This window comes from Bordetella genomosp. 6, assembly GCF_002119705.1.
Taxonomy (GTDB): Bacteria; Pseudomonadota; Gammaproteobacteria; order Burkholderiales; family Burkholderiaceae_B; genus Bordetella; species Bordetella bronchiseptica_F.
This window is the reverse complement of the sequence record NZ_CP021107.1, coordinates 823,193-849,460: the sequence shown is the minus strand read 5'-3', so window position 1 is coordinate 849,460 and position 26,268 is coordinate 823,193. Positions and strand designations below refer to the sequence as shown.

The following is a 26,268-nucleotide window of genomic DNA, read 5'->3' as shown; positions in this document are numbered from 1 at the left end:
GGCCCGACCCTGGCCATGCTCAGCCTCCATGATGCGCCATCGGCGCGCGCCGCGCATGGCCGGCATGGCCGGCCGCGCCCTTGCCGCTCAGACGCCGGTATCCAGCGTGTAATGCGCGCCGTCGCGGTTTTCCAGCGTCAGCGTGCGCAGCCGCGGCGTGGCGCAGGCGGGATCCTGCAGCACCCGCAGGCGCAGGTTGCCCAAGGGTACGTCCCAGCCGCCGGGCGCGGCCTCGGCCGGCACGTCCGCCACCAGGCCCAGGCGCTGCGCCACGGCTTGCGCGTCGGCGGCGCCCGCCTCGATGCTCACGATGCCGCGGGCGCCGTTCGGGTGGGACAGGAGTTCGTCGTTCCAGACCAGCTCGGGCGTCAGATGGCGGCAGAAGTACATCCGGATTCCCGGAATGGGCTGCTCGGCGAAACGCACGGTATGGAAGCGCGCCTGCACTTCACGGCCCTGCCACTGCGCCGGACGCGTCAGCTCCTGCACCGGATTGACGGCGAAACCTGCCTCGAGCAGGCGCCGATACGTGGCCTCGGCATCATAGGTGCGAAACACCAGGGCTTCCAGGCCCAGCGGCGAGTCGGCGATTTCCTTGCGCGCCGGCGGCGCGCCGGGCGGCCAGCCCAGCAGCTCGATGTAGGTGCCTTCCAGCACGATCAGGCGATTGCACGACCCCAGGTTGTGCACCGCCTTCTCGCTGAGATGGAAGCCCTGCCGCTCGAAATGCGGCGCCAGCGCATCCAGCCGGTCGCGAACCATGACCACGGCGTGGTCGAATTCGGTGCGGCCGACGGCATGCAGCATGGCGTTCTCCGGGTGCGTCAGGCCAGCTGGCCGTGGCAATGCTTGTATTTCTTGCCGCTGCCGCACGGGCAGGGTTCGTTGCGGCCGACCTTGGGCAGCACATTGCGCACCGGCTGCGCCCCCTGCGGCTGGCCGTCATCGGCGAGCGCCTCGTCGTAGTCGGAGTGGTGGTACTGCACGTTCTGCACGTGCGATTGCGCCGCATCGGCCTCGGCCTGCTCGACCTGCTCGGCCGACTGCACCCGCACCGTCATCAGCACCCGCACCACGTCGTCGCGGATACGGTCCAACATGCCCGAGAACAGCTCGAAAGCCTCGCGCTTGTATTCCTGCTTGGGGTTTTTCTGGGCGTAGCCGCGCAGGTGGATACCCTGGCGCAGATAGTCCAGCGCCGACAGGTGCTCGCGCCAGTGCGTATCGATCGACTGGAGCATGATCGAACGCTCGAACTGCGCCCACGACTCGGCCCCGACCTGCTCCACCTTGGCGGTGTAGATCTGGCGCGCGGCCGCCACCACGCGCTCGAGCAGTTCCTCGTCGGTCAGGTTGGGCTCCTGCTCCAGCATGTCGGTCAGCGGCAGCTGGATGTGCCAGTCGCCCGCCAGCGCCTTTTCCAGCCCGGCGACGTCCCATTGCTCCTCGACCGATTCCTCGGGGATGAAGCCGCGGAACATTTCGGTCACGGCGGCATCGCGCAGGCCCTCGACGGTCGCGCCGATGGAAGCGGCCTCCAGCACCTCGTTGCGCTGCGAATACAGCACCTTGCGCTGGTCGTTGGCCACGTCGTCGTATTCGAGCAGCTGCTTGCGGATGTCGAAGTTGCGGCCCTCGACCTTGCGCTGGGCGGTCTCGATCGACCGGGTCACCATGCCTGCCTCGATGGGCTCGCCTTCGGGCAGCTTGAGGCGCTCCATGATGGCGCGCACGCGGTCGCCGGCGAAGATGCGCATCAGCGGATCTTCGAGCGACAGGTAGAAGCGCGACGAACCCGGGTCGCCCTGGCGCCCCGCGCGGCCGCGCAGCTGGTTGTCGATACGGCGCGATTCATGGCGTTCGGTGCCGATGATGCGCAGGCCGCCGGCCTCCTTGACGCGCTCGTTGAGCGGCTTCCACTCGGCACGCAGCGTCTGGATGCGCGCCTCCTTCTCGGCCTCGCTCAGCGCCTCGTTGGCGTGGATCAGGTCGACCTGCTTGTCGACACTGCCGCCCAGCACGATGTCGGTGCCGCGGCCGGCCATGTTGGTGGCGATGGTGATGTGGCCCGGCTTGCCCGCCTCGGCGACGATCTCCGCCTCGCGCGCGTGCTGCTTGGCGTTGAGCACCTCGTGCGGCAGCTTGGCCTGGCGCAGCAGGCCGGCCAGCAGCTCGGAGTTCTCGATGCTGGTGGTGCCCACCAGCACCGGCTGGCCGCGCTCGTGGCAATCGCGGATATCGTTGAGGATCGCCTGGTACTTCTCTTGCGTCGTCTTGAAGACCTGGTCGTTCTGGTCCTTGCGGACCATCGGCTTGTTGGTCGGGATGATGACGGTTTCCAGGCTGTAGATCTCCTGGAATTCGTACGCTTCGGTATCGGCGGTCCCGGTCATGCCCGACAGCTTGTCGTACATGCGGAAGTAGTTCTGGAAGGTGATCGAGGCCAGCGTCTGGTTCTCGTGCTGGATCTTGACGCCTTCCTTGGCTTCGACGGCCTGGTGCAGCCCGTCGGACCAGCGGCGGCCAACCATGAGGCGGCCGGTGAACTCGTCGACGATCACGACCTCGTCGTCCTGCACCACGTACTGCTGGTCGCGGAAGAACAGCGTATGGGCGCGCAATGCCACCATCATGTGGTGCATCAGGGCGATGTGGCGAGGATCGTAGAGGGATTCGCCTTCGGGCAGCAGGCCCACGCGCGTGAGGATTTTCTCGGCGCTCTCATGGCCGGCCTCGGACATGTAGACTTGCTGGCTCTTCTCGTCGACCCAGTAGTCGCCTTCGGGCTCGGGCTCGTGCGGCTTGGGTTCGGACGCCATGCGCTTGAGCAGCGGCGGCACCGCGTTCATGCGCACGTAGAGCTCGGTGTGGTCCTCGGCCTGGCCGGAAATGATCAGCGGCGTGCGCGCCTCGTCGATCAGGATCGAATCCACCTCGTCGACGATGGCGTAGGAGAGGCGGCGCTGGCGGCGGTCCTCGACCCGGTACTCCATGTTGTCGCGCAGGTAGTCGAAGCCGAATTCGTTATTGGTGCCGTACGTGATGTCGGCGGCGTAGGCGGCGATCTTCTCGTCGTTGGGCTGCTGCGGCACCACCACGCCGGTCGACATGCCCAGGAAGCGGTACAGCCGCCCCATCCACTCGGCGTCGCGCCGGGCCAGGTAGTCGTTGACCGTCACCACGTGCACGCCCTTGCCGGCGATGGCGTTCAGGTAGACCGGCAACGTGGCCATCAGCGTCTTGCCCTCGCCGGTACGCATTTCGGCGATCTTGCCGTTGTGCAGCGCGATCCCGCCCAGCATCTGGACGTCGAAGTGGCGCATGCCGAACACGCGCTTGCCGGCCTCGCGGACCACCGCGAAGGCTTCCGGCAGCAGATCGTCCAGTGACGTGCCCTGCTGGTGCCGGTCGCGAAACTCCTGAGTCTTTGCCGACAATTCCTCATCGGAAAGAGCCGAGATCTTGGACTCCAGGCTATTGATCTGACTTACCTGCTTGCGATATTCCTTCAGCAAGCGGTCGTTACGACTACCAATGAGTTTTTTGAGCAGAGAAACCATGCGTGTCGTTGGCGGCACCGGCCGGTTTGCGCCGCAACGGCGGCGGACAGGCCCGTGACTGGATTGTTGTTGTCTGGTTGAGCGGGCGAACCCGCTGGGAAACGATCCAGTTTAACGCACCTGGACCGCAACGGCCTGCCGTGCGCGCGGCGGCCCCGTCCGGCTCCGCGACGCGCCTTTTCAGCGGGTCGCGGAAGCCGCGGGCGCCACGGCCGGCGCCTGGGCCACGGTGGGCGGCGCCGTCTGCTGCGGCCCCAGGAACAGGCGCGGATCCAGCGGCTGGCCGGCCAGGCGCACCTCGAAATGCAGGTGCGGCCCGGTGGAGCGGCCGGACGACCCCACGCGGGCGATCTCCTGGCCGCGTTCGACCACGTCCCCCGCCTTGACCAGCAGGCGCGACGCGTGGGCGTAACGTGTGATCAGGCCGTTGCCGTGGTCGATTTCCACGCTGTTGCCGTAGCCGCTCTGGTATTTGGCCACCAGCACCACGCCCCCCGAGGCCGCCAGGATGGGCGTGCCGCTGGGCGCCGAGAAATCGAGCCCTTCATGCATGGCGTAGCGGCCCGTGACCGGGTTGCGGCGCCAGCCATACGAGGAACTGAGGTAGGGGTATTCCGTGATCGGCATGGCCGAAGGCACCAGCGCCTTGTCCGCGGAGCGGCGCGTCAGGGCGGCGTCCAGCAGCCGCAGGTTGTCGGCCTGCTGCGCCATGCGTACCTGGATCTCGTCGAGCTGCTGCGCCAGGTCGGCGGCCGTGGCCGGCGACGGCGGCTGCCGGTCGGTGAACAGGTCATCCATCACGTGCGTGGCTTCCTCGGGCATGCCCTGCAGCTGCGTGGCCAGTTCCGGGTCGGTATAGGCGACCCCGGCCACCTGGGCCACGCGCCGTCCCAGCCCGTCGATGCTGGCCAGCTTGGCCTGCAGCGTGCCGACCTTGGTGGCAAGCATGGTAACGTTCTCACGCACGAACGCTGTATCCCGGTCGGGGCTGACGGCCTGGGCGTAGGCAGGCCAATCGACCGCATAGGCGGCCGGAGCCGGCGGGGACATATAGCGTTGCACGGCGGCGCCCACGATGGCGGCGGTCACCAGGGTGGCGCCCACCAGCAACGCCAGGCGCCCGCCCCCGAGAGTGAAATGCCCTTCCCGCCCGGGCTGGGCATGCATAATCACGATCTTCAAGCTTGCATCCTGTTATTTGAGCCGGCATGGCCAGTCGAAACACATACCGTCCTCCGCGTTCTTCCACCAACCGCCCCGGCGACCGTAGCGCCCTGGGGTGGCTGGGTCATGACATGCGCGGCGCCGGCGTATTGGCCACGGCGCGCAAGCACCTGCAGATACAGCACGCCGTGGCGGCGGTCCTGCCGCCCGCGCTGGGCGCGCTGTGCGTGGTCGCCAAGCTGGAAAACCAGCAGCTGCAGCTGGCGGTGCCGGGCCCGGCCCACGCGGCCAAGCTGCGCCAGATGGCGCCGCGCATCGCCCAGACCCTGACAGAGCAAGGTTGGAACGTAAACGAAATCAGCGTCCGGGTGCAAGCCGGCATGCCGCGGCCAGGACAAAAAGCGCCGCGCCCGCCCAAGCTGGCCCAACCCCTGGGCTCGACCGCGCTGGACGCCTTCGAGACACTGCATCGGGGCTTGCGCCCCGGCCCCCTGGCCGACGCCGTGGCGCGGCTGCTGAAACACCACAAGAACCGCTGACGCGGGGCCGGCCAGCGGCCGGCAAACCGGGGACGCCTGGGCGTCCCCACCAAAAAGCCTATGGCCGCTCAGCGCGGCCATAGGGCGAAAACCGATATCGGCAAGGCCTGGTCAGGCCAGCTTCCATTCGTGCCGGAACGCCTGCGGCGCCGCGGCTTGGGATTCATACGTCACCAGCTCCCAGGCATCCTGCTGTTCGAGCAAGGCGCGGGCCAGCTGGTTGTTCAGGGCATGGCCCGATTTGTAGGCGACATAGCGCGCCACCAGCGGCTTGCCCAGCAGATACAGGTCGCCGATGGCGTCCAGGATCTTGTGCTTCACGAATTCGTCGTCGTAGCGCAGGCCGTCGCTGTTGAGCACCCGGAACTCGTCCATGACGATGGCGTTGTCCAGGCTGCCGCCGCGCGCCAGACCCATCGAGCGCAGGGCCTCGACCTCGTTGACGAAACCGAAAGTGCGCGCGCGCGCGATTTCACGCACGTACGAATGGGTGGCGAAGTCGATTTCGGCGAAATTGGCCGTGGAATCGATGGCCGGATGGCGGAAGTCGATCGAGAACGCCAGCGCGAAACCCTCGTGCGGCTCCAGCCGAGCCCACTTTTCGTTGCGGCCCTCGCCTTCGCGCACCTCGATGGGCTTCAACACGCGGATGAAGCGCTTGGGCGCATTCTGCTCGACGATGCCCGCCGAACGCAGCAGGTACACGAACGTGGCCGCGCTGCCGTCCATGATGGGCACTTCTTCGGCCGTCAGGTCGACATGCAGGTTGTCGATACCCAGGCCGGCCAGCGCCGACATCAGGTGCTCGACGGTCGAAACGCGCACATTGCCCTGCTGCAGCACCGACGCCATGCGGGTGTCGCCCACGCCGATGGCCGAGGCCGGCAGGTCCACGACCTGCGGCAAGTCCACGCGGTGGAAGACAATGCCGGTATTCGCCTCGGCCGGACGCAGGGTGAGTTCGACCCGGCGGCCCGAATGGACGCCAACGCCTGTCGTGCGTACGAGATTTTGAATACTGCGCTGTCGGAACATGACGACTCTATTATTCTTGCGAAAGCCGGAAATCTACCAATAGACACCGGCATAACCGGGCTATTGTAACCTCCGGGGAACAATGCTGCCAGCCGGGTCCCTTGCCAACAAAAGATACGTCCCTTTTATTGAAGAACAGGCGGACCGCTCCGACCCCGGCCCGCCGGGGAAAGGGCGGGCCGGAGTTGAGGGAGTTAGAGCCGCAGGACGGCTCTTGGTTCACTACGTCAATCGGCTTGCTTGCGCAGGAACGCCGGAATGTCGAAATGATCCATCCCGGAGCTTTCCAACGCGCGCACCTGGGCCGAAGCCTGGCTGCGCGGGTTGCGCATCACCGACGGCATGTCCAGCCCGCGGTAGTCGCCCTGCTGGCCAGCCAGCATGTTGCCCACCGGCATGTTGTCGGTGCCGGTGCGCAGCGCCTCGCTGGTGTGCTGCACCAGTTGCGGACGGACAGCCTCGCGGCCCAGGCCGGTGGCGACCACGGTGACGCGCAGCTCTTCACCCATCTGCTCGTCATAGGCGGTGCCGAAGATCACGGTCGCGTCGTCCGAAGCGTAGCTGCGGATCGTTTCCATGATTTCGCGCGTTTCGCGCATCTTCAGCGTGCGGCTGGCGGTGATGTTGACCAGCACGCCGCGCGCGCCGTTCAGGTCCACGCCTTCGAGCAGCGGGCAGGCGATCGCCTTTTCCGCCGCCACGCGCGCGCGGTCCGCGCCGCTGGCCGCGGCCGTGCCCATCATGGCCTGGCCCTGCTCGCCCATGATCGTCTTGACGTCTTCGAAGTCGACGTTGACGTTGCCCTCGACATTGATGATCTCGGCAATGCCCGCGCACGCGTTGTGCAGGATGTCGTCGGCCGCCTTGAAGCAGTCTTCCTGCGTGGCATCGTCGTCCATCAGCTCGTAGAGGTTCTCGTTGAGGACCACGATGAGCGAATGCACGTGCTTGCCCAGTTCGCCGATACCATCCTCGGCCATGCGCAGGCGCTTGTTGCCTTCGAAGGTGAACGGCTTGGTGACCACGCCGACGGTCAGGATGCCCAGCTCCTTGGCCACTTCCGCGACCACGGGGCCGGCGCCCGTGCCGGTGCCGCCACCCATGCCCGCGGTGATGAACACCATGTGCGCGCCGTTGAGCGCCGCGCGGATTTCCTCGCGCGCCGTCTCGGCCGAGGCACGGCCCTGCTCGGGCTTGGCGCCCGCGCCCAGGCCGGTGCGGCCCAGGCGGATCTGCACCGGCGCATTGGTAGCCGCCAGCGCCTGCGCGTCGGTATTGGCGCAAATGAAGTCCACGCCGCTGACACCGCTGCGAATCATATGCGCGACGGCGTTGCCGCCCGCGCCCCCAACGCCAACGACCTTGATTACGGTCCCCTTGGCGTTGTTCTCAAGCATCTCAAAGTTCATCATGATGACTCCCTCACAAGTCCGAATTGCAAATCACAAAAATTCCCCAACAACCTATCTTTTGTGAATCGCCTCAAAGCCGAAGCCGACCGTGGTCCGCAATGGGTTTGAGACGCCTCCCCTCTTCCGATGCGCCCGGCAATACCGCCGCCGCGCGCACCGAGGAACAGGCCCCGACCTGTCCCTTCCTGATCAGTTCATGAACCATTCCTTCATGCGCGCCAGCAGGGTCTTGAAGTTGCCGGTCTGCGCCGCCACCTTGCGGCCGCGCAGACGCTGCATGCGCGCTTCCTGCAGCAGGCCCATCACCGTCGAGAAGCGCGGGTTGCGCATCACGTCGGCCAGGCTGCCTTCATATTCGGGCACCGCCACGCGCACCGGCTTGAGGAACACGTCCTCGGCCAGCTCGATCATGCCGGGCATCTGCGCCGAGCCGCCGGTGAGCACCACCCCCGAGGCCAGCAGGTCCTCGTAGCCGGAGTCGCGCACCACCTGCTGGATCAGCGTGAACAATTCCTCGACGCGCGGCTCGATCACCGCCCCCAGCGCCTGGCGCTTGACCTGGCGCGGGCCGCGATCGCCCAGGCCCGGGACCTCGACGGCCTCGTCGGGACGCGCCAGCACCTGCTTGGCCACGCCGTAGCGCAGCTTGATTTCCTCGGCATCCGGCGTGGGCGTGCGCAGCATGGCCGCGATGTCGTTGGTGATCTGGTCGCCCGCGATCGGGATCACGGCCGTGTGCCGGATCGCGCCGCCGGTGAAGATGGCGACGTCGGTGGTGCCGCCGCCGATATCGACCAGCACCACGCCCAGCTCCTTTTCGTCGGCGGTCAGGCACGCCAGGCTGGAGGCCAGGGGCTGCAGGATCAGGTCCTGCACTTCCAGGCCGCAGCGGCGCACGCACTTGACGATGTTCTGCGCGGCGCTGACCGCCCCCGTGACGATGTGCACGCGCACTTCGAGACGCAGGCCGCTCATGCCGATGGGCTCGCGGATATCTTCCTGGCCATCGACGATGAACTCCTGCGTCAGCACATGCAGCACCTGCTGGTCGGTGGGGATGTTCACCGCCTTGGCGGTTTCGATCACGCGGGCGACGTCGGTGGCGGTGACTTCCTTGTCCTTGACGGCCACCATGCCGCTGGAATTGAAGCTGCGGATATGGCTGCCGGCGATGCCGGCGTAGACGTCGCGGATCTTGCAGTCGGCCATCAGCTCGGCCTCTTCGAGGGCGCGCTGGATGGAGTTGACCGTGGTCTCGATATTGACGACCACGCCCTTGCGCATGCCGCGCGATTCATGCTGGCCCAGGCCCAGCACTTCGAAGCGTCCCTCGGGCAAGATCTCGGCCACTACAGCCACCACCTTGCTGGTGCCGATATCGAGGGCGACGATAAGGTCCTTGATGTCACGGGTCATGGCGTTAGCGTTTCTTGGCAGGTTTCGATTTGGAATTTGATGCATGCTCGGGCGGCAGCGGCGCCAGCGCCAGAGCAAATCCGGTTGGGTAGCGCAGGTCGGCCTGCGTCACGGTGCGGCCTTCGAGCCGGCTGCTGACCACCGGCCAGGCCTGCACGAAGCGCTGGATGCGCGCGGCGAACGGCAAGGCGCCGGGCAGGCCGTGCGGATCGGGCGCATCGGCGCCCGGGTCGCGGCCCAGGTCCAGCTTCATGCCGTTGGACAGCGTCACGGCCCACGCATAGCGCGGGTTGAGCACCAGCTCGCGCACGTGCATGTCCAGCGGCGCGAACCAGCGCGCCAGCTCGGCGTAGCGCTGCACCACCAGGCTCTCCGTGCCTTCCGGCCCGGTGAAGTGCGGCAGCACCATGTCGTCGGCCAGCTCGCCCGTGTTGGCGGTGAACGCTTCGCCCCAGGTGTTGATCATCTGGTTCTCGTTCCACAGCGCCAGCGGCTGCTGCTCCTCGACGCGCACACGCAAGGTATTGGGCCAGATGCGCCGCACGGTGGCATGGCGCACCCAGGGCACCGACTCGAACGCCTCGCGCGCCTCGTCCAGGTCCACGGTAAAGAAATTGCCCCCGAAGCGCCCCGCGATCGCCGCGCGCACGGCGCCGGTCGATACGTAGTGCATCTCGGTCTCGGGCATGGGCTCGATCTCGATGGTCGCCAACGTGAAATAGGGACGCTGCGCCACCCACGCCACGCCGGCCAGCAGCATGGCGGCTACCGCCAGCACGGCCAGCGTGTTGGCGATCAGGTTGATGGTGCGAGCGTCGTTCCACACAGAGCGTCCCGTTCAATCTTGTCGCGCCGGGCTGCGCACTTTGCACGCCGCCTCGGCCAGGATGGCCACGCACAGGTCGGCATAGCTCATGCCCACCGCGCGCGCCGCCATCGGCACCAGTGAATGGCCGGTCATGCCGGGCGAAGTATTCATTTCCAGCAGCCAGGGCCGGTTCTCCCGGTCCAGGATGAAATCGACCCGGCCCCAGCCCTCGCAGCCCAGCGCGGCGTAGGCGCGCTCGGCGACGGCGGCGACTTCCGCGGCCACGTCCACCGGCAGGTCGGCCGGGCAGAAGTACTGGGTGTCGTCCGAGAAATACTTGTGTTCGTAGTCGTAGTTGCCGCCAGGCGCGACGATCTCGATCACCGGCAAGGCGCGCGCCGCGGCGCCCGAACCCAGCACGGCGACGGTCAGCTCGCGGCCCGTGATGAACTGTTCGGCCAGCACCTCGGCGTCGAAGCGCGCGGCCAGCTGGTAGGCCTCCTTCATGTCGGAATAGCCCACCACCTTGGTGATGCCGACGGTCGAGCCCTCGTGCGGCGGCTTGAGAATCAGCGGCAGGCCCAGGCGATCGGGCACCAGGCGCAGCTCGCTGTCGCGGCCCAGCACCTCGAAGGCCGGCGTGGGCAGGCCGTGCTGCAGCCACACCCGCTTGGTCATGATCTTGTCCATCGACAGGCTGGAAGCCAGCGGCCCGCTGCCGGTGTAGGGAATGCCCAGCAGTTCCAGCGCCCCTTGCAGCGTGCCGTCCTCGCCATAGCGGCCGTGCAGGGCGATGAACACGCGCTCGAAACCCGCCTCGGCCAGGTCCGCCAGGCTGCGCTCGCCGGTGTCGAACAGGTGGGCGTCCACGCCCGCGCTCAGCAGGGCCGCGTGCACGCCCTTGCCGGACATCAGCGACACTTCCCGTTCGGCCGAACGGCCGCCGTACAACACGCCGACTTTGCCGAATTGCTTGCTCATGCCAGTTCTCCCACAAGGGCCGGCGTCTTGCTGATCGAGCCTGCTCCCATCACCACCACGACGTCGCCGTCGCGCACGAAATCGAGAATCGCCTGCGGCAATTCGCCCACGTCCTCGACGAATACCGGCTCGACCTTGCCCGCCACGCGCAGCGCGCGCGACAGGGCGCGGCCGTCGGCCGCCACCAGCGGCGCTTCGCCGGCCGCGTAGACCTCGGTCAGCAGCACGCCGTCGGCCGCGCCCAGCACGCGCACGAAGTCCTCGAAGCAGTCGCGCGTGCGGGTGTAGCGGTGCGGCTGGAACGCCAGCACGATGCGCCGCCGCGGCCAGGCGCCGCGCGCCGCGGCCAGCGTGGCCGCCATTTCGACCGGATGATGGCCGTAGTCGTCGATCAGGGTGAAGGTGCCGCCGCCATGCGCGGCCGGCACCGGCAGATCGCCCCATTGGGTAAAGCGCCGCCCCACGCCCTTGAAGGCCGCCAGCGCCTCGCAGATGGCGGCATCGTCCACGCCCAGTTCGGTGGCCACGGCGATGGCCGCCAGCGCATTGCGCACGTTGTGCAGGCCGGGCAGGTTCAGCTCGACCTGCAGCGCGGGCAGCACCACGTCGCGGTCGCGCCGCTGCACCGTGAAGCGCATGCGCGTGCCGTCGGCCTGCACGTCCTGCGCGCACACCTGCGCCTCGGGATTGAGCCCGTAGGTGGTGATCGGCCGCGACACGAACGGCATGATCTCGCGCACGTTGGCGTCGTCCGCGCAGAGAATGGCGCTGCCATAGAACGGCAGGCGCTGGGTGAATTCGATGAAGGCGCTCTTCAGGCGCGCCACGTCGTGGCCGTAGGTGTCCATGTGATCGGCGTCGATGTTGGTCACGATGGCCATCACCGGCAGCAGATTCAGGAACGAGGCGTCCGACTCGTCGGCCTCGACCACGATGTACTCGCCCTGGCCCAGCCGCGCGTTGGCGCCGGCCGAGGTCAGCCGCCCGCCGATCACGAAGGTCGGATCGAGGCCGCCGGCCGCCAGCACGCTGGCCACCAGGCTGGTCGTGGTGGTCTTGCCATGCGTGCCCGCGACGGCGATGCCGCGCTTCAGGCGCATCAGTTCGGCCAGCATCACGGCGCGCGGCACGACCGGGATGCGCGCGGCGCGCGCGGCCAGGACCTCCGGGTTGTCGCCGGCCACGGCGGTCGAGGTGACGATGGCGCCGGCGCCGGCCACGTTGGCGCGGTCGTGCCCGATGGCGATGCGCATGCCCAGCTCGGCCAGGCGACGCGTCACGGCGGATTCGTTCAGGTCGGAACCGCTGATGGTATAGCCCAGGTTGAGCAATACCTCGGCAATGCCGCTCATGCCCGAGCCGCCGATGCCGACGAAATGTATATGTTGGATGCGATGTTTCATGATGCCCGCCTCGCTGCCTGCTCGCAAACGTCGGCGATATGGGCCGCGGCGCGCGGCAGCGCATGCGTGCGCGCCCGGGCGGCCACGGCCTGGAGTTCTTCTCGGGTACGCTGGCCCAGCCATTGCGCCAGCCACTGCGGCGTCAGGGTGGCTTGCGGCTGCAGCCAGGCGGCCTGCGCATCGCTCAGAAAGCGCGCGTTGGCGGTCTGGTGGTCGTCGATGGCGTGCGGAAACGGTACGAACAGGGCGGCCACTCCGGCCGCCGCCACTTCCGACACGGTCATGGCGCCGGCGCGGCAGATCAACACATCGGCCTGGGCCATGGCGCCGGCCATGTCGTCGATGAAGGCGCGGCAGTCGGCCTGCACACCCGCCTGCGCATAGGCCTGCTGCAAGGCGGGCAGATGCTGTTCGCCCGCCTGGTGCACGACCTGGGGCCGCGCCTGCGCGGGCAGCAGCGCCAGCGCCTGCGGGACGGTGGTGTTCAGCGCATGCGCGCCGAGGCTGCCGCCGACCACCAGCAGGCGCAACGCGCCGTCGCGGCCGGCATAGCGTTCGGCCGGCTCGGGCAGCGCGCACAGGTCGGCGCGCACCGGGTTGCCCAGCGCCTCGCCACGCGGCAGCACGCCGGGAAAACCGCTGAGCACGCGACGCGCCAGCCGGGCCAGCCAGCGGTTGGCCGTGCCGGCCACGGCGTTCTGTTCGTGCACGACCAGCGGCGTGCGGCGCAGCGCGGCCATGACGCCGCCCGGGAATGCCACATAGCCGCCCATGCCCAGCACCACGTCCGGCCGGATATCGGCCAGCCTGCGCCAGGCCTGCGCGCAGGCGCGCGCCAGCAGGAACGGCAGTTTCACCAGCGCGGCCGCGCCGCGGCCGCGCACGCCCTGGAAGTGCAAGGGAACCAGTTCGATGCCGCGCGGGGGCACCAGCCGGCCTTCCATCTTGTCTGGATTGCCCAGCCACAGCACGCGCCAGCCGCGCTCGCGCAGCACTTCGGCCACCGCCAGGCCCGGCATGATGTGCCCGCCCGTGCCGCCGGCCATGATGAGGATGGTCGGTGCGCTCATACCCGCCCTCCCCGCATCATGACGCGATTCTCGACGTCCACGCGGATCAGCATCGCCAGCGCGCACAGGTTCATGACGATCCCCGAGCCGCCGTAGCTCATCAGCGGCAGGGTCAGGCCCTTGGTGGGCAGCAGGCCCAGGCACACGCCCATGTTGATGAAGGCCTGCACGCCCACCCACATGGCCACGCCGTGCGCCACCAGTCCGGCGAACGTGCGCTCCATCGCGATGGCCTGCCGGCCGATGTCGAAACCACGGTAGACGATGATCGCGAACAGCGCGATCACCAGCATGACGCCGGCGAACCCCAGTTCCTCGCCCACCACGGCCATCAGGAAGTCGGTATGGGCCTCGGGCAGGTAGTGCAGTTTCTCGACGCTGGCGCCCAGGCCCACGCCGAACCACTCGCCGCGCCCCAGGGCGATCAGCGAATGCGACAGCTGGTAGGCGCTGCCGTAGGCGTTGGCCTCGTTCCAGGGGTCCAGGTAGGCGAACAGGCGCGCGCGCCGCCACGGCGACACCCAGATCAGCATCAGGAAGGTGCCCACCAGCACGGCCAGCAGGCTGCTGAAATACTTACCGTTGATGCCGCCCAGGAACAGGATGCCGATGGCGATCGCCACGATCACCATGAACGCGCCCAGGTCCGGCTCCAGCAGCAGCAGCATGCCCACGCCCCCCAGCGCGCAGGCCATCGGCAGGAAGCCGCGCGAGAACGCCTGCATGTGCTCCTGCTTGCGCACGGTGTAGTCCGCGGCATAGAGCAGGGCGGCCAGCTTCATCAATTCGGAGGGCTGGAAATTCAGCGGCCCCAGCGGGATCCAGCGATGCGCGCCGTTGACCTCGCGGCCGATGCCGGGAATCAGCACCGCCACCAGCAGGACCAGCGCGAACATGAACAGCGGCACGGCCAGGCGCTGCCACACCCGGATCGGCACGCTCAGCACGACGGCGCCGGCCAGCAGGCCGGCCGTCAGGAACAGGCCGTGGCGGATCACGAAGTAATAGCGGCCGTAGGAGGCATAGCGCGGCCCGTCGGCCAGCGCGATGGAGGCCGAATACACCATCAGCAAACCCAGCAGCAGCAGGGTCGCCGCCGCGACGATCAGCGGCATGTCGTAATTGCGCATGCGCGTGCGGCCAGGCCGTACGGCATTCACGCTGGCGGTGAGTTCGGCGAACAGGCTCATGCCACCTCCCCCCGGTCGAGCGCGAGTTCCTGCACTTCCTCGGCGAATACTTCGCCGCGATGCGGGTAGTTGCGGAACATGTCGAAGCTGGCGCAGGCCGGCGACAACAGCACGGCATCGCCGGGCTGCGCCAGTTCGGCGGCGCGGCGCACGGCCTCGCGCATGTCGGCGGCCGCCACGCAAGGAACGCCGGTCGGTTCGAGCACCTTGCCGATGGCCGCCCCGTCGACGCCGATCAGCACCACGGCGCGCGCGTGGCGGCGCACCACCGGCACCAGCGGCGAGAAATCCTGGCCCTTGCCCTGTCCGCCGGCGATCAGCACGACCTGCTGGCCCAGCCCTTCCAGCGCGGCCACGGTGGCGCCCACGTTGGTGCCCTTGCTGTCATTGATGTAGTCGACATCGCCGACCGAGCGCACCAGTTCGGCGCGGTGCGGTTCGCCGGCGTAGTCGCGCAGGGTGCGCAGCATCGGCCCCCAGCCCAGGTCGAGCGAGCGGGCCAACTGCATCGCGGCCAGGGCATTGAGGGCATTGTGCACGCCGCGGATGCGCAGCGCATCGACCGGCATCAGGCGGCTCATGCGGCCGCCGGCGCGGGTAGGCGGCGGCGCGTCCTTCTTGCGCCGCGGCGCCGGCGCCGGCTCGTCGAAATCGTTGGGCTCGCAGGCGGTCAGCCACGCCACGCCCTGCCCCAGCTCCAGGCCCATGTCGCCCACCAGGGCGGGCACGTCGCGGCCGAAACTGCGTACGTTCAAGGCTTGCAGGCTCTCGACCATGGCGACCGTCAAGGGATCGTCGCGGTTGACGATGGCCAGGCGCGCCGGCTTGAGGATGCGGGCCTTGGCCTGCGCATAGGCCTGCATGTCGCCGTGCCAGTCGAGGTGGTCCTGGGTCACGTTCAGCACCGCCGCGGCGTCGGGCGTCAGCGTCCGCGTGGTTTCCAGCTGGAAGCTGGAGAGCTCCAGCACCCATACCTGCGGCAAATCGTCCTGGTCCAGCGCCTCCATCAGCGCGGCCAGGGCGGCGGGGCTGATATTGCCGGCCGCGCGCGCGCTCATCCCGCCCGCCTCGATCAGCTGCCGGGTCAACGCGGTGACCGTGGTCTTGCCATTGGTGCCGGTAATCGCCAGCACGCGCGGACGATATTCGCGGGATTCGGCCAGGCCAGCCAGCGCGCGGGCGAACAGCTCGATCTCGCCCACCACTTCCACGCCGCGCTCGCGTGCCTGCTCCAGCAGTTCGCGCGTGGGCGACTCGTGCGGCACCAGGCCCGGGCTCAGCACGATCTGCGCCACGCCATCGAGCAGCTCGGCGGGAAACTGCTCGCCGCAGCCCAGCCGGTATTCGACCGTGGCATCGGCCAGCGCCGCCTGCAGCGCGGCCAGCCCTCCCGGTTGCGCGCGGGTGTCCGCCACGCGCAGGGGCGAACCCTGGCGGGCGCACCAGCGCGCGGCGGCCACGCCCGTCTCGCCCAATCCGAGGATCAGGACGAGCGGTGCGGCGGCACGGGAGGTTTCAGTGGTATTCATCGCAACTTCAGTGTGGAAAGGCCGATCAGCACCAGCATCATGGTGATGATCCAGAATCGCACGACAACCTGGGTTTCCTTCCAGCCGCCCACCTCGAAATGGTGATGCAGCGGCGCCATGCGGAATATCCGCCGGCCCTGGCCGTACTTGCGCTTGGTGTATTTGAACCAGGTGACCTGCACCATGACCGAAAGGGTTTCGACCACGAACACGCCGCCCATGATGAAGAGCACGATTTCCTGGCGCACGATCACCGCGATGGTGCCCAGCGCGCCGCCCAGCGCCAGCGCGCCGACATCGCCCATGAACACCTGCGCCGGGTAGGCGTTGAACCACAGGAACGCCAGGCCCGCGCCGCCGATGGCGGCGCACAGCACCATCAGCTCGGCCGCGCCGGGAATGTACGGGAACAGCAGGTACTTGGAATAATCGACGCGGCCGACCACGTAGGCAAAGATGCCCAGGGCGCTGCCGACCATGACCGTGGGCATGATGGCCAGGCCGTCCAGGCCGTCGGTCAGGTTGACGGCGTTGCTGGTGCCGACGATGACGGCCCACGTCAGGGCCACGAAGCCCAGCACGCCCAGCGGATAGCTGACTGACTTGAAGAACGGCACGATCAGGTCGGCCCGGGTGGGCAGCGGCATGGTGAACCCGCTGCCCACCCATGCCTTGAAGAGCGGCCACAGTTCGGTATTGGCGGGCGCCGAAACGGCGAAGGCCAGATACACGGCGGCGACCAGTCCGATGGTCGCCTGCCAGAAGAATTTCTGCCGGGCCGGCATGCCTTCGGGGTCGCGGTAGACGACCTTGCGATAGTCGTCCATCCACCCGATCCAGCCAAAGCCGAACGTCACCAGCAGCACCACCCAGACGAAGCGGTTGGTCCAGTCCGCCCACAGCAGCGTGCTGATGGCGATCGCGATCAGGATGAGCGCGCCGCCCATGGTCGGCGTGCCCGTCTTGACCAGGTGCGATTCGGGGCCGTAGGCGCGCACGGCCTGGCCGATCTTCATTTCGGTCAGGCGGCGGATCACGCGCGGCCCGGCCACCAGGCCGATCAGCAGCGCCGTCGCGCACGCCAGCACGGCGCGCAGCGTGATGTACTCGAATACGCCAATGGCGCGCACATCGTCGGACAGCCACCGGGCGATTTCAAGCAGCATGCTTGTCCCCCTGCCCCGAAGGCGCCTGATTGTTGCCGCTGAAAGCCGTCACTACCCGCTCCATGCGCATAAAGCGCGAACCCTTGATCAAAATGCTGGACGGGCGCAGGCCGCGCAACGCGGCCACGACTTCGTCAACCGATGCGCAGGCGCGCGCCGCCGGACCGAATGCGCTTGCGGCATCCCGGCTGGCCTCGCCTAGCGTGAGAAGCGCGTCGATGCCATGCTCGCGCGCGTAATCGCCCACCTCGCGGTGCATGGCGGGCCCGTTGTCCCCGACTTCGCCCATGTCGCCAAGCACCAAGGCGCGCGGCGCGGGCAGCCGCGCCAGCACATCGATGGCGGCGCGAGCCGAGTCAGGATTGGCATTGTAGGTGTCGTCGACGAGCACGGTTCCGTCACTCATTTGCCGATGCTGCATACGCCCGGCGACGGCCTGGAAACCGGCCAGCGCCGCGATGCAGGCATGCAGGGGCGCGCCGGCCGCCAGACCGCAGGCGATCGCCGCCAGCGCGTTGCGCAGGTTGTGCAGGCCGGGCACGGGCAGGTCCAGCTCGGCGCTGCCGGCCGGGGTCACCACGCCGCATTGCGTGCCGTGCGGCTGCGTCACGATACGCTCGGCGTAGACATCCAACCCAGGCTGCAGGCCGAAGCGCAGCACCCGGCGCGCGCCCGCCAGCTTGTCCCAGACAGGGGCATAGGGCTCGTCGCCCGGATAGACGGCCACGCCATCCTCGGGCAAGGCGCCGATGACCGCGCCATTCTCGTGCGCCACCGCCTCGACGGTATGCATGAACTCCTGGTGCTCGCGCTGGGCATTGGTCACCAGCGCAACCGTCGGCGCCGACATCGCGGCCAGGCGCTCGATCTCGCCGGGGTGGTTCATGCCCAGCTCGAAAACGGCAGCGCGATGCCGCGCGCGCAGGCGCAGCAGGGTCAGCGGCACGCCGATCTCGTTGTTGAAGTTGCCGGCTGTCGCCAGGCGGCCGTCGTCGCCCTGCCACTGCGCCAGGATGGCGGAAATCATTTCCTTGGTGGTGGTCTTGCCATTGCTGCCCGTCACGGCGATCACCGGCAGCGTGAAGCCGGAACGCCAGGCCGTGCCCATGCGGCCCAGCGCGGCCAGCGTATCGCCCAGCACCAGTTGGGGCAGCGACACATCGGGCACGGGATGCGCCACCACGGCGGCGCAGGCGCCGGCCGACTGCGCCTGCCGCAGATAGTCGTGGCCGTCGAAGTTTTCGCCCGACAGGGCCACGAACAACTCGCCGCGGCCGATGCGGCGCGTATCGGTCGACACCGTGCCCACATGCGGCAGCAGCAGCGCCAGCCGGGCCCATTGGCGATCGTCGAACGGCAGCTTGCGGCCGCCGATGTCCTGGTACGTTTCGTGCCCCTTGCCGGCCAGCAGTACCACGTCGTCGGGCGCGGCGCTCCAGAGCGTCTGCATGATGGCCAGGGCGCGGTCCGGCTGCACCGTCGCGCGCAGGCCGGCGGGAATGCCGGCCAGGATCTGGTCGATGATGTCCTGCGCCGACTCGCCGCGCGGATTGTCGCTGGTGACCACCACCCGGTCGGCCCGCTCGACCGCGATACGGCCCATTTCGGGACGCTTGCCGGGGTCGCGCTCGCCGCCGCAGCCAAACACGCACACCAGGCGTCCGCCGCGCGCCTGCGCCACCGGGCGCAAGGCGGTCAACGCGCGCGCCAGGGCGTCGGGCGTGTGGGCGTAATCGACCACCACCAGCGCGCCTTGGGCTCCCGCGGTCAGGTGCTGCAGCGGCACCGGCGCCACCGCCTGCAGGCGGCCGTCGACCGGCGAAATCGCCGCCAGCTCGCGCGCGATCTGCGGCAGCGGCCAGCCCAGCTTGCTCAGCGCGCCGGCCACCAGCAGCAGATTCGAGATATTGTGCTGGCCGAGCAGGCGCGTGACGATCTGCGCCTCGCCGTCGGGCAGCGCCAGCGTGAACACCTGGCCATGCGCGGTGGCCTGCAGGTCGCGCGCGTGGACGTCGGCCGGCGCGCCTTGCAGCGAATAGCCGGTCTTCAGCGCGGCCGGCAGCGATGCCAGCAAGCGTTCGCCGGCGGGATCGTCGGCGTTGATCACGGCGGCCTGCAGGTCCGGCCATTGGAACAGCGCCGCCTTGGCCTGCTCGTAGCGCTGCATGGTGCCGTGGTAATCGAGATGATCGCGTGTCAGGTTGGTAAAACCCGCCACCGCGATGCGGATATGGTCCAGCCGGCCCTGCTCGATGCCGATTGACGAGGCCTCCAGGGCCACCGCACGCGCGCCCGCGTCGCGCATGCGCGCCAGCGTGCGGTGCATGGTCAGCACATCCGGCGTGGTCAGGCTGCCGCCCAGCGACTGGCCGTCGGGCAGCAGCGCGCCCAGGGTGCCGATGCTGCCGCACGGCTTGCCCATGCGCGTGAGCACCTGCGCCAGCCATTGGGTGCACGAGGTCTTGCCGTTGGTGCCGGTTATCGCCACCACGCTGAGGTCCTGCGACGGACGGCCATACCAATCGTCGGCCAGCCCGCCAAGCAAGGTGCGCAGTTGCGCGACCGGGCGCGCCGGCGCGCCCGCGGGCGCGGCCGGCGCGCCTTCGGTTTCGTACAGGATGGCGCTGGCGCCGCGCGCCAGCGCCTGGTCCATGAACTGGCGGCCATCGCTGGCCAGGCCGGGGCAGGCGACGAACACATCGCCCGGCTCGACCTCGCGCGAATCCAGGCGCAGGTCGGCCGTCGGCGCGACGCACCCACGCAGCCACGCCAGCGCCTGGTCCAGGTGCTGGCGTTGCGCGGCGCTCAGGCGATTCACCGGGTTCATCGCGCGCCCTCCGGATTGCCGGCCACGATGGTCGATTCGAACGGCGCGTCGGGCTGCACGCCCATCAACCGCAGGCTGCCGCCGACGATGCGCGAGAACACCGGCGCGGCAATGGCGCCACCGTAATATCCACCCACCTGCGGCTCGTCGATCGAGACCGCCACCACGATCTTGGGATTGGAAACGGGCGCAAAACCCACGAACGAACTGCGGTGGCGCTGGGCGCTGTATTTTCCATCCACGATCTTGCGCGCGGTGCCGCTCTTGCCGGCCACCCGATAGCCCTGCACCTGGGCGCGCTTGGCCCCGTCGGGCCCGGCGGCGGCTTCCAGCATGGCGCGCACGGTCGCGGCAGTCCTGGGGTTGTAGACCCGCACGCTGGTGGGCGCGCTTTCGCGCTTGACCAGCGTCAGCGACACCATGTCGCCATCGCGCGCGAAAACCGTGTAGGCACGGGCCACCTGCAGCAAGGACACGGACAGGCCGTAGCCGTACGCCATGGTGGCCTTTTCGATCAGGCGCCAGCGGTCCCACGGACGCAGGCGGCCGGGCGCGGCGCCGGGAAAGCCCAGCTGGGGCGCCTGCCCGAGCCCCAGCCCGGTGAACAGGTCCCACATCTCGCGCGACTGCAGCTTCTCGGAGATCATGGTCATGCCGATGTTGCTGGACTTCAGCAACACGCCTGCCAGATCCAGCGTGCCGTTGCGGCTGACATCGCTGATCGTGCTGCCCTGGTACTGAAAGCGGCCGTTGCCCGTCTCGAACATGGTCGAGGTCGAGATGCGGCCCAGATCCAGCGCCAGCGCGGCCGTGAACGGTTTCATGATCGAACCCGGCTCGAACGTATCGGTGATCGCCTGGTTGCGCAGGGTCGAGACCTGGAAGGTCTCGCGATGGTTCGGATCGAACGAAGGCAGGTTGACCAGCGCCAGGACCTCGCCGGTATGCACGTCGATCACCACCGCCGTCGCGCTCTTGGCCTGGTGCGCGACGCGCGCGTCCTGCAGCTCCTTGTACACCAGGTACTGCAGGCGCGTATCGATGGACAGGCGCAGATCGCGGCCGTCGACCGGCAGGGTCACCGCCTGCACGTCCTCGATGACGCGCCCCAGGCGATCCTTGATGACGCGGCGCGAGCCCGCCTGGCCCGACAGTTGCTGGTTGAACGTCAGCTCGACGCCCTCCTGCCCCTGGTCCTCGACATTATTGAAGCCCACGATGTGGGCCGTGACCTCGCCTTCCGGGTAGTAGCGGCGCGACTCCGGCTGCTGGTGGATCCCGGGCAGGGCCATTTGCTTGACCTTGTCGGCGACGTCCATCGGCACCTGGCGCTTCAGGTAGACGAAATTACGGTCCTCGTCGGCCAGCCGGCGGCGCAGCTCGGCCACCGGCGTCTGGAGCAATTGCGCCAGCGCGGCCACCTGTTCGGGCGGGATCGCCTTGGCGTCTTCGGGAATCGCCCAGATGGCGCGCGCCGGCACGCTCGATGCCAGCACCACGCCATTGCGATCCAGGATCTTGCCGCGCGTGGCGGACAAGGTCAGCGTGCGCTCGTAGCGGCGCTCGCCCTGCTGCTGCAGGAACTCGGTCGACAGGCCCTGCAGGAACAGGGCGCGCCCGGCCAGCACGACAAATCCGCCGAACAGCAGTATCAGCACCAGGCGGGCGCGCCACATGGGCAACTGCCCGCGCAGCACGGGGTTGTCGAAGAAAGGCACCCGCCTCACTGGACGCCTCCGGCGGGCTGATTCATATAGAGCGTGCGGTCGGGGACGATCGGAATCATCTTCAGATCGTCACGCGCGGCACGGTCGATGCGGGCGTTGCGTGCCAGCTCGGCCCGCTCCAGCTGCAGGCGGCGCCAGTTCGTATCGAGATCGCGCGCCTCGGCCTGGCTGCGCCCCAGCTCGATGAAGAGCTGGCGCGACTGGTAGCGGCTGGTGACCAGGGAAATGGCCGACAGCATCAGCAACGCGGCGACGATGAGACTGGTGCGCCCCATTAGTGACGCCTCCCCTTGGAACCGGCACGCGCGCCGCGCACCGGCTCGCCGGGCACCCGGCCGGCCTTGACGAAACCCGCCCCGCCGCCAGGCGGCAGCGGTTCGCCGGTACGTTCGGCCACCCGCAGGATGGCCGAGCGGGCGCGCGCATTGCCGGCGACCTCGGCATCGTCGGCGACGACCTTGCCCAGCGAGCGGACCAGCGGTTGCGGCAATTCGCTTTCACGCAGGGGCAGGCGCGCGTGCGCGGCTGCCGGACGAGCCGCCGCCGCGATGCACTGCTTGACCATGCGATCTTCCAGCGAATGAAAACTGATCACCGCCAACCTCCCCCCCGGGGCAAGCAGGTCTAGAGCTGACGCGAGGGCGCGAGCGAGCTCTTCGAGTTCCCGATTGATGTAAATCCGTAGAGCCTGAAAGGTGCGTGTGGCCGGATGCTGCCCCTTTTCGCGCGTGCGGACGGCGCCGGCGACGCACTCGGCAAGCTGGAGCGTGGTGTGCAGCGGCCGTGTTGCGCGGCAAGCAGCAATCGCTTTTGCAACCTGAAAAGCAAACCGTTCTTCGCCATAATCTGCTATGACCTCCCGCATCTCATCCACGCTGGCTTGCGCCAGCCAATCCGCCACCGTGGGGCCGCGGGTCGTATCCATCCTCATGTCGAGGGGACCGTCCCGCATGAACGAAAACCCCCGTTCGGCATCGTCAATCTGGGGCGATGACACGCCCAGATCCAGCATCACGCCATCGACCTGCCCGATGCCGCGCGCCGTCAATTCCTCGGCCATGGTGGCAAAGCCGCCATGCACCACTTCCACCCGGCCATCGCCGGCGGCCAGTTCCCGCGCCGCCGCGATCGCCTGGGGATCCTTGTCGAACACCACCAGGCGCGCCTGCGCGCCCAGCCGGGCCAACAGCGCGCGGCTGTGTCCGCCGCGGCCGAAGGTGCCGTCGACGAAGACGCCGCGCTGCAGGCGCGTGGCCGCATCCGGCCCCGGCTCGCCGGCCTGACGGTGGGCGCCCTTGCCGCCGAAATCCGGCAGCACCAACGCGTCAACCGTCGGCTCCAGCAGCACGGGCCGATGTTCGAATTCCATATCCGGCTTCAGAACGAAAACTGATTCAACACATCCGGCATTCCCTGAGCCAGGTCCTCTGCCTCTCGGCGGGCCAGGGAAGCGGCATCCCAGAGCTCGAAGTGCGCGCCCATACCGAGCAGCATCACATCGCGCGTCATACCGGAAGCGTTGCGCAGCTCAGGAGCGATCAGGACCCGACCCGAACCGTCGATGTCCACGTCCTGCGCGTTGCCCAACAGCAGACGCTGCAGCGCACGCGCCGACATGGGAAACGCAGCGATCTGCGCGCGCTTCTCTTCCCACTCGGGACGCGGATACACCAACAGGCAGCCATCGGGATGACGGGTCAGGGTCAACCGGCCTTCGGCACGGTCCATGAGCGCGTCACGATGCCGGGTCGGAATCGAGATCCGCCCCTTGGCATCCAACGTGAGTGCGCTGCTTCCCTGGAACACCCGTTTGCCCCACTTAGTTGCACAAATTCCTACTTTTTCCCACTCTACGGGAAGCAACACCATGGGTCAAGGGCGTGGTTGCAATTTTTTCAATCACAACAAGGACTTAGAGCCAATTGTAAAAATGGCGTGTAGAAAACTTGCTGATAAATCAGCAGCTTGCGCGGACAATTAAATGTCATTCATCAGAAGTGGGGCCCGGAAGCGTGTTTTCATTGTTTTACGTAGGGCGCCGTAAGCCAGCCGGCCGGAATCCGGCCGGCTGTCATGAAAATGCAGTGCAGAGCAGATCTATAGGCCGGATTCTGTACGCCGGGTTTCCCCGGCGGGCAATCATTCCTCTTGGCGAGCCATTGCTGGACCGCTCTAGCCACCTACCCGCATGCTTGGACGGAGCCGCCCTTCCCGGCCTTACGGCCGTACGCATGCCTATTTGGTGTTGCTCCGGATAGAGGTTGCCGCGTTTCACCCTGCCATGCCGCCGCCCGTTGCCGGACGGCGCGGCACGGAGATGGCCGTGCCGGTGCGCGCCAGGCGCGCCCTCATGACAGACTCGTCTCTGTGGCCCTGTTCCTCGGCTTTTCCGGCGGGCAAGCCCGCCAGCGTCGCCGGACGGCCGTTAGCCGCTATCCCGCCCTGTGGAGTCCGGACCTTCCTCGAAGGATTTGCATCCCCGCGATTGCCCGATCTGCCCTGCGGACGGCATTTTAATACAGCCGGCGCCCCGGCTCCCGGCCGCGCCCTGCCCGTCCCGCGCGTTCCTGCGACAATACAGGCCAATACGCATCATTCTGTCTGTCCATGGCCCTCGCTTCCCTTATTACGCTTACCGACGTTCAACTGGCCTACGGCCATCACCCCTTGCTGGACCACGCCGATTTCGCCATCCAGGAAGGCGAGCGCATCGGCCTGATCGGGCGCAACGGCGCCGGCAAGTCCTCGCTGCTGCGCCTGCTCGATGGCCGCACTGTGCCCGATGACGGCGACATCGCGCGCAGCTCGGGCCTGCGCGTGGCCACGGTCGAGCAGGAACCCGAACTGGATGAAACCGGCACGGTGTTCGACGTCGTGTGCGACGCCCATGCCCATCCCGAAGACTGGCAGCGGCCGGCGCGAGTGAGGGCGGCACTCGAACGCCTGGGCCTGCCGGCCGAGGCGGCGATCGCCAGCCTGTCCGGCGGCATGCGCAAGCGCGTCGCGCTGGCGCGCGCCCTGGTCGACGAACCCGACCTGCTGCTGCTGGACGAACCGACCAACCACCTGGACTTCGACGGCATCGCGTGGCTGGAAGCCATGCTGCGCAACTGGAAGGGCGCGGCCGTCATCATCACCCACGACCGGCGCTTCCTCGACGCGGTGGCGACCCGCATCGTCGAACTCGACCGCGGCCGCCTGCTCAGCTTTCCCGGCAACTTCTCGCAGTGGCAGGAACGCAAGGCGCAGTGGCTCGAAGCCGAGCGCCTGGAGCAGGCCCGCTTCGACAAGCTGCTGGCACAGGAAGAGGTCTGGATCCGCAAGGGCATCGAAGCGCGCCGCACCCGCAACGAAGGCCGCGTGCGCCGGCTCGAACAGCTGCGCGTCGAACGCGCCGAGCGCCGCGAACGCGTCGGCAACGTCAACCTGGCGCTGGCCCAAGGCCAGCGTTCGGGCAAGCTGGTCGCCGAACTCAAGGACGTCGGCAAGGCGTTCGGCGACAAGGTCGTGGTGCGCGACTACTCGACTACCATCCTGCGCGGCGACCGCATCGGCATCGTCGGTCCCAACGGCGCGGGCAAGACCACCCTGCTCAAGCTGCTGCTCGGCGAACTGCCGCCCGACAGCGGCACGGTACGCCAGGGCAGCAACGTCTCGGTAGCCTATTTCGACCAGATGCGCGCCCAGCTCGACGAGAACGCGACGCTGGTGGACATCATCAGCCCGGGCAGCGAGTGGGTGGAGATCGGCGGCGCGCGCAAGCACGTGATGAGCTATCTCGGCGACTTCCTGTTCTCGCCGGCCCGCGCCGGCTCGCCCGTCAGCAGCCTGTCCGGCGGCGAGCGGGCCCGCCTGTTGCTGGCGCGCCTGTTCGCGCGCCCGGCCAACGTGCTGGTGCTCGACGAACCCACCAACGACCTGGACATCGAAACGCTGGAGCTGCTGGAAGAACTGCTGCAGGAGTACGCCGGCACGGTACTGCTGGTCAGCCACGACCGGGCTTTCCTGAACAACGTCGTCACGCAGACCATCGCCGCCGAAGGCGACGGCCGCTGGCGCGACTACGTCGGCGGCTACGACGAATGGCAGGCGCAACGGCCCGCCCAGCCTGTCGCGCCCAAGGCCGAAAAATCCCCCGAAACCGTCAAGCCCGCCGCGGCGCGCCCCAAACCGGTACGCGCGGCGCGGCTGAGCGCCTGGGACCTGCGCGAACTCGAGGCCCTGCCCGATGCCATTGCCGCCATCGAGGCGCGCCAGGCCGAATTGAGCGGCAAGCTGGCCGACGGCAGCCTCTACCGCGACGCGCCGGACGAAGTCGAACGCATCAACGCCGAGCTGGCCGCCCTGGAAAGCGAGCTGGAAGAGAAATTCGCGCGCTGGGAACTCCTGGAGGCGCGCCGGGGCGACTCCGCCTGACGCGCAGACCGGGCCTCGCAAGGTC

General features: G+C 68.2%; 20 protein-coding genes and 1 other RNA gene. 2 read left to right on the top strand and 19 right to left on the bottom strand.

Annotated elements, in window-relative coordinates; translation table 11 throughout:
• Positions 1–87: 87 nt before the first annotated feature.
• The 3 genes from CAL11_RS04035 to CAL11_RS04025 all read right to left on the bottom strand — a co-directional run bounded on the left by CAL11_RS04035 (position 88) and on the right by CAL11_RS04025 (position 4,727).
• Positions 88–807: a VOC family protein gene (locus CAL11_RS04035; protein WP_086092221.1), complete on the bottom strand. Its 720-nt coding sequence runs from the start codon at positions 805–807 to the stop codon at positions 88–90.
• Positions 808–824: 17 nt separating this feature from the next.
• Positions 825–3,560: a preprotein translocase subunit SecA gene (secA, locus tag CAL11_RS04030; RefSeq protein ID WP_086092220.1), complete on the bottom strand. Its 2,736-nt coding sequence runs from the start codon at positions 3,558–3,560 to the stop codon at positions 825–827.
• A gap of 180 nt (positions 3,561–3,740) precedes the next feature.
• Positions 3,741–4,727, bottom strand: a complete 987-nt coding sequence (locus CAL11_RS04025; protein ID WP_033467705.1) for a M23 family metallopeptidase — start codon at positions 4,725–4,727, stop codon at positions 3,741–3,743.
• Between the two features lie 128 nt (positions 4,728–4,855).
• On the opposite strand from CAL11_RS04025, the gene CAL11_RS04020 reads away from it, so the two are divergent.
• Positions 4,856–5,263 (top strand): flagellar hook-length control protein FliK, encoded by a 408-nt coding sequence (locus CAL11_RS04020; RefSeq protein WP_033467645.1) that lies wholly within the window; start codon positions 4,856–4,858, stop codon positions 5,261–5,263.
• Positions 5,264–5,374: 111 nt separating this feature from the next.
• Here CAL11_RS04020 and lpxC read toward each other — a convergent pair whose 3' ends face one another.
• From lpxC to rnpB, 16 genes are all read right to left on the bottom strand, one after another.
• Positions 5,375–6,298 carry a UDP-3-O-acyl-N-acetylglucosamine deacetylase gene (gene lpxC, locus CAL11_RS04015; protein WP_033467646.1) on the bottom strand — a complete coding sequence of 308 codons (924 nt, stop codon included), beginning with the start codon at positions 6,296–6,298 and terminating at the stop codon, positions 5,375–5,377.
• 227 nt (positions 6,299–6,525) lie between these two features.
• Complete coding sequence (gene ftsZ / locus CAL11_RS04010; protein ID WP_003814568.1) at positions 6,526–7,710, bottom strand: cell division protein FtsZ; 1,185 nt, start codon at positions 7,708–7,710, stop codon at positions 6,526–6,528.
• A gap of 189 nt (positions 7,711–7,899) precedes the next feature.
• The gene (gene ftsA, locus CAL11_RS04005) at positions 7,900–9,126 is read right to left on the bottom strand and encodes a cell division protein FtsA (protein WP_003814569.1); all 1,227 of its coding nucleotides are present in this window, start codon (positions 9,124–9,126) and stop codon (positions 7,900–7,902) included.
• 4 nt (positions 9,127–9,130) lie between these two features.
• Positions 9,131–9,952 carry a cell division protein FtsQ/DivIB gene (locus CAL11_RS04000; protein ID WP_086092218.1) on the bottom strand — a complete coding sequence of 274 codons (822 nt, stop codon included), beginning with the start codon at positions 9,950–9,952 and terminating at the stop codon, positions 9,131–9,133.
• A gap of 12 nt (positions 9,953–9,964) precedes the next feature.
• Positions 9,965–10,915 carry a D-alanine--D-alanine ligase gene (locus CAL11_RS03995; RefSeq protein ID WP_086092217.1) on the bottom strand — a complete coding sequence of 317 codons (951 nt, stop codon included), beginning with the start codon at positions 10,913–10,915 and terminating at the stop codon, positions 9,965–9,967.
• The gene (gene murC, locus CAL11_RS03990) at positions 10,912–12,318 is read right to left on the bottom strand and encodes a UDP-N-acetylmuramate--L-alanine ligase (RefSeq protein WP_068927077.1); all 1,407 of its coding nucleotides are present in this window, start codon (positions 12,316–12,318) and stop codon (positions 10,912–10,914) included. The genes CAL11_RS03995 and murC overlap by 4 nt, the downstream gene beginning before the upstream one ends.
• Positions 12,315–13,388 carry an undecaprenyldiphospho-muramoylpentapeptide beta-N-acetylglucosaminyltransferase gene (gene murG, locus CAL11_RS03985; protein WP_086092216.1) on the bottom strand — a complete coding sequence of 358 codons (1,074 nt, stop codon included), beginning with the start codon at positions 13,386–13,388 and terminating at the stop codon, positions 12,315–12,317. Before murG ends, murC begins: the two co-directional genes overlap by 4 nt.
• A complete protein-coding gene (gene ftsW / locus CAL11_RS03980; RefSeq protein ID WP_033467652.1) occupies positions 13,385–14,578 on the bottom strand; it encodes a putative lipid II flippase FtsW in 1,194 nt (397 codons plus the stop codon). The genes murG and ftsW overlap by 4 nt, the downstream gene beginning before the upstream one ends.
• Positions 14,575–16,107: a UDP-N-acetylmuramoyl-L-alanine--D-glutamate ligase gene (gene murD, locus CAL11_RS03975; protein WP_086092215.1), complete on the bottom strand. Its 1,533-nt coding sequence runs from the start codon at positions 16,105–16,107 to the stop codon at positions 14,575–14,577. Before murD ends, ftsW begins: the two co-directional genes overlap by 4 nt.
• Complete coding sequence (mraY, locus tag CAL11_RS03970; protein WP_033467657.1) at positions 16,104–17,273, bottom strand: phospho-N-acetylmuramoyl-pentapeptide-transferase; 1,170 nt, start codon at positions 17,271–17,273, stop codon at positions 16,104–16,106. Before mraY ends, murD begins: the two co-directional genes overlap by 4 nt.
• Complete coding sequence (murF, locus tag CAL11_RS03965) at positions 17,263–20,100, bottom strand: bifunctional UDP-N-acetylmuramoyl-L-alanyl-D-glutamate--2,6-diaminopimelate ligase MurE/UDP-N-acetylmuramoyl-tripeptide--D-alanyl-D-alanine ligase MurF (RefSeq protein ID WP_086092214.1); 2,838 nt, start codon at positions 20,098–20,100, stop codon at positions 17,263–17,265. The genes mraY and murF overlap by 11 nt, the downstream gene beginning before the upstream one ends.
• Positions 20,097–21,827 carry a peptidoglycan D,D-transpeptidase FtsI family protein gene (locus CAL11_RS03960; protein ID WP_033467662.1) on the bottom strand — a complete coding sequence of 577 codons (1,731 nt, stop codon included), beginning with the start codon at positions 21,825–21,827 and terminating at the stop codon, positions 20,097–20,099. Before CAL11_RS03960 ends, murF begins: the two co-directional genes overlap by 4 nt.
• Complete coding sequence (gene ftsL / locus CAL11_RS03955; protein WP_033467665.1) at positions 21,824–22,102, bottom strand: cell division protein FtsL; 279 nt, start codon at positions 22,100–22,102, stop codon at positions 21,824–21,826. The genes CAL11_RS03960 and ftsL overlap by 4 nt, the downstream gene beginning before the upstream one ends.
• Complete coding sequence (gene rsmH, locus CAL11_RS03950) at positions 22,102–23,196, bottom strand: 16S rRNA (cytosine(1402)-N(4))-methyltransferase RsmH (RefSeq protein WP_086092213.1); 1,095 nt, start codon at positions 23,194–23,196, stop codon at positions 22,102–22,104. Before rsmH ends, ftsL begins: the two co-directional genes overlap by 1 nt.
• Positions 23,197–23,204: 8 nt before the next feature.
• The gene (mraZ, locus tag CAL11_RS03945; protein WP_010931263.1) at positions 23,205–23,633 is read right to left on the bottom strand and encodes a division/cell wall cluster transcriptional repressor MraZ; all 429 of its coding nucleotides are present in this window, start codon (positions 23,631–23,633) and stop codon (positions 23,205–23,207) included.
• Positions 23,634–23,911: 278 nt separating this feature from the next.
• An RNA gene (gene rnpB / locus CAL11_RS03940) (RNase P RNA component class A) lies at positions 23,912–24,328 on the bottom strand.
• 106 nt (positions 24,329–24,434) lie between these two features.
• On the opposite strand from rnpB, the gene CAL11_RS03935 reads away from it, so the two are divergent.
• The gene (locus tag CAL11_RS03935; protein WP_086092212.1) at positions 24,435–26,243 is read left to right on the top strand and encodes an ATP-binding cassette domain-containing protein; all 1,809 of its coding nucleotides are present in this window, start codon (positions 24,435–24,437) and stop codon (positions 26,241–26,243) included.
• Positions 26,244–26,268: the final 25 nt, after the last annotated feature.

Coding starts and splice junctions, on each gene's coding strand:
- lpxC (WP_033467646.1), bottom strand. CDS start 6,298: ATGTTCCGACAGCGCAGTATTCAAAATCTCGTACGCACGACAGGCGTT.
- ftsW (WP_033467652.1), bottom strand. CDS start 14,578: ATGAGCCTGTTCGCCGAACTCACCGCCAGCGTGAATGCCGTACGGCCT.
- secA (WP_086092220.1), bottom strand. CDS start 3,560: ATGGTTTCTCTGCTCAAAAAACTCATTGGTAGTCGTAACGACCGCTTG.
- murG (WP_086092216.1), bottom strand. CDS start 13,388: ATGAGCGCACCGACCATCCTCATCATGGCCGGCGGCACGGGCGGGCAC.
- CAL11_RS04025 (WP_033467705.1), bottom strand. CDS start 4,727: ATGCATGCCCAGCCCGGGCGGGAAGGGCATTTCACTCTCGGGGGCGGG.
- murD (WP_086092215.1), bottom strand. CDS start 16,107: ATGAATACCACTGAAACCTCCCGTGCCGCCGCACCGCTCGTCCTGATC.
- murC (WP_068927077.1), bottom strand. CDS start 12,318: ATGAAACATCGCATCCAACATATACATTTCGTCGGCATCGGCGGCTCG.
- rsmH (WP_086092213.1), bottom strand. CDS start 23,196: ATGGAATTCGAACATCGGCCCGTGCTGCTGGAGCCGACGGTTGACGCG.
- mraY (WP_033467657.1), bottom strand. CDS start 17,273: ATGCTGCTTGAAATCGCCCGGTGGCTGTCCGACGATGTGCGCGCCATT.
- CAL11_RS03995 (WP_086092217.1), bottom strand. CDS start 10,915: ATGAGCAAGCAATTCGGCAAAGTCGGCGTGTTGTACGGCGGCCGTTCG.
- ftsA (WP_003814569.1), bottom strand. CDS start 9,126: ATGACCCGTGACATCAAGGACCTTATCGTCGCCCTCGATATCGGCACC.
- ftsZ (WP_003814568.1), bottom strand. CDS start 7,710: ATGATGAACTTTGAGATGCTTGAGAACAACGCCAAGGGGACCGTAATC.
- CAL11_RS04020 (WP_033467645.1), top strand. CDS start 4,856: ATGCGCGGCGCCGGCGTATTGGCCACGGCGCGCAAGCACCTGCAGATA.
- murF (WP_086092214.1), bottom strand. CDS start 20,100: ATGAACCCGGTGAATCGCCTGAGCGCCGCGCAACGCCAGCACCTGGAC.
- CAL11_RS03935 (WP_086092212.1), top strand. CDS start 24,435: ATGGCCCTCGCTTCCCTTATTACGCTTACCGACGTTCAACTGGCCTAC.
- CAL11_RS04035 (WP_086092221.1), bottom strand. CDS start 807: ATGCTGCATGCCGTCGGCCGCACCGAATTCGACCACGCCGTGGTCATG.
- ftsL (WP_033467665.1), bottom strand. CDS start 22,102: ATGGGGCGCACCAGTCTCATCGTCGCCGCGTTGCTGATGCTGTCGGCC.